Annotated in this window: 4 protein-coding genes and 1 rRNA gene; 1 reads left to right on the top strand and 4 read right to left on the bottom strand. The window is 71.5% G+C overall.

The features are described 5' to 3' along the window. Positions 1-109: ribosomal RNA gene (gene rrf, locus ACTUAL_RS05630) — 5S ribosomal RNA — on the top strand; the annotation flags it as partial. A 57-nt stretch (positions 110-166) separates the two neighbouring features. On the opposite strand, the gene ACTUAL_RS05625 is transcribed toward rrf, so the two are convergent. The 4 genes from ACTUAL_RS05625 to ACTUAL_RS05610 form a co-directional block, all read right to left on the bottom strand. Further along, positions 167-304 (bottom strand): hypothetical protein, encoded by a 138-nt coding sequence (locus tag ACTUAL_RS05625; protein WP_157767536.1) that lies wholly within the window; start codon positions 302-304, stop codon positions 167-169. Positions 305-506: 202 nt separating this feature from the next. After that, positions 507-1,100 (bottom strand): hypothetical protein, encoded by a 594-nt coding sequence (locus ACTUAL_RS05620; RefSeq protein WP_096492125.1) that lies wholly within the window; start codon positions 1,098-1,100, stop codon positions 507-509. Between the two features lie 43 nt (positions 1,101-1,143). Then, a complete protein-coding gene (locus tag ACTUAL_RS05615) occupies positions 1,144-1,515 on the bottom strand; it encodes a nucleotide pyrophosphohydrolase (RefSeq protein WP_096492126.1) in 372 nt (123 codons plus the stop codon). Between the two features lie 23 nt (positions 1,516-1,538). Beyond that, entirely contained in the window at positions 1,539-2,303 is a 765-nt protein-coding gene (locus tag ACTUAL_RS05610) for an ESX secretion-associated protein EspG (RefSeq protein WP_096492127.1), read from the bottom strand. Positions 2,304-2,453: the final 150 nt, after the last annotated feature.

Below are 2,453 nucleotides of genomic sequence, written 5' to 3'. Positions count from 1 at the left end.
TCATTGCGGTTGGGGAACACCCGGTCCCATTCCGAACCCGGTAGTTAAGCCTTCCAGCGCCGATGGTACTGCACTCGTGAGGGTGTGGGAGAGTAGGACGCCGCCGAACATTCTTTCCCTGTGGGGCGCACGGTTTTCCGTGCGCCCCACAGGGCTTTTCTGCGTTCTAGACGTAGGTCAGGACGAGGAGCACGAGCGACGCGGCCACGATGCCCGCGAACAGCACGGGCGCCCACACCAGCTCGTCGACCGGCGGACGCCCGCCCCGGTACCTCGGTCTGCTGCGCTGCTGCCACCTGATCACGCGCTTCTCCCCTCGTCGTGCGGGGCCTCCCCGCCCGTGCCGCACCACGTCCCACGGTAGGCAACGACCGTGCCGGGAACCCGCGGGTCACCCGCTCGCTGCGGCGCTTCGCCTGGTCAGCGGCGCGGGGTCGTTGTCGGGGTGGCGCCTGGGGGAGGGGGTGCGGCCGAGCGCGTGAACGGGCCCGGCCGCACGTCCGCCGTCAGCGGCTCTGCAGCGCGTCCACGGCGACCGCCTGGGCGATCACCATGCGGTGGTCGGCGGCCGGGTCGTTGATGGTGATCAGGTAGTGGTCGCGCAGCCAGGTCTTCTTGTCCACGCTGAAGACCGGCGCGCCGTTCTCCCTGGTGAAGTCGAAGTGGTAGCGCATGAAGAACGGCAGGTTGTTGATGAACGGGATGAAGCCCCACACCCTGCGGAGCACGGCGAGCCCCTGGCTGCGCTCCTTGCCGACCGCGGGGGCCGCGCCGTGCTGCTCGAAGTGCCAGGTGGAGTTCACCAGCGACTTGCGGAAGTCCTTGCGGAACAGCCCGATCGACTGACCGCCCGCGACCACCACGTCGTAGGCGCTGCCCAGGTCGATGACCTTGCGCGCCTTGAACTCGGCCAGCACCGACTGCTTGGTGCTGTCGGTGTAGATCGTCACGCGCTCCTTGAACGCCAGGCGCTTCTGCTCGACGAACGCGATCAACCGGCCCGGCTGGCCCTGGCCGTCGTCGGCGAAGATCTCGTACCGGTTCACCATCATGGTGATCTTCTGGTGCATGTGCAGCAGGGCCGGGGGCTGGGGGTGCATCGGGTCCTCATCACTCGCAGTGGCGGATGTGGCGCCCGCACGGTCACTCGACCGGGCGAAGGTCACCGGTGGGGAAGCGGCGCTCGTTGCGCTCGATCTTCGCGAAGGCCGCGTCGACCAGGTCGACGTCGAGCTTGTCGGCCAGCCGCACCAGGTAGTGGACCACATCGGCCAGCTCGTCACGCACGTTCCAGGCCAACTCGGGGTCCTGCATCGCGGCGGCGGCCTGCTCGGGCGTGAGCCACTGGAACAGGTCGGTCAGCTCCCCCACCTCGCCGGACAGGGCCATGACCAGGTTCTTCGGCGTGTGGTAGGTGTCCCAGTCGCGGGCGGCGGCGAAGTCGCGCAGGGCCTGCTTCAGGTCGGCCAGGGACTTGTCACCGGGGCGCCCGGCCTTGGTCTCGCTCTCGCTCATGCGAGTGGGGTACCACAGCCTGCTCAGGTGGCGGCGAGCAGCTCCGCGACCGCGCTGACCAAGCGCGGGTGGTCCGCGGGCGCGAGCGTGGCCCACTGCCGCCCGTCGGGCGAGGGCTTCCGGGTGAACTGCCAGCGACCGCGGGCGGTGTCGTAGAAGTTGATCGCGTACGGCCCGCGGCGGCGGCCGGTGCGGCCGGTGCGGCTGGAGGCGCCGAACTGGCCGGTCCGCTGCACGTCCCCGAGCACCTCGCGGACCTGCCGGGCGTCCTGGTGCCCCAACCCGGCCTCGTGCAGCAGGCGCTCCAGGCGGGCGGGCGAGTCGTTGGACCGCTCGACCGCGGCGTCCAGCTCGGTGGCGAGCAGCGAGATCGAGCGGGCGCGCGGGGCCGGGTGCGGGGGGAGCAGGGCGACGACCGCGTCGGCGAGGCAGTGGTGGGCGACGTCGGTGACGGTGATCCGGTCGGAGGTCAGGACGGCGAGCAGCCCGTGCCCGCGCCGGGTAGCCGCGAGCGCCCGCACGCGGGGGCCGCCGTCGAGCCGCAGGCGGGCGTCGACCTCGCGCTCGGGCGCGGCGAGCAGCTGGAGCCTGCCCGCGACGGAGGGGCTGAGCTCGCTGCCACCCGCGAGGTCCCGGCGCTCGAGGGCGCGCCAGGCCTCGACGTGGAGGGCGCGGCGCTCGTCGTGCGTGGCGCCGTGGGAGGGGAAGGACAGGATGGTGGGGAGCTCGCCGAGGCCGAGGCGCTCCCAGCAGAGCTCCAGCTCCACCTTGGAGAGGACGAATCTCACTGGCGGTCGTCTCCGATCACCGGGGGGCTGACCTTGGGGATGCTGTCGGCGCCCCAGACGTCGCGGAGTTCCTCGAGGTAGGCGGCGGACTTGTGGTGCTGGTCGTGCTCACCCGCCCTGCCGTTCGGGGGGAGGGCGGCCATCCCGGAC

This window comes from Actinosynnema sp. (assembly GCF_052038725.1).
Note: the sequence above shows the minus strand (reverse complement) of the source record. Positions and strands in the feature narration are given on the sequence as shown.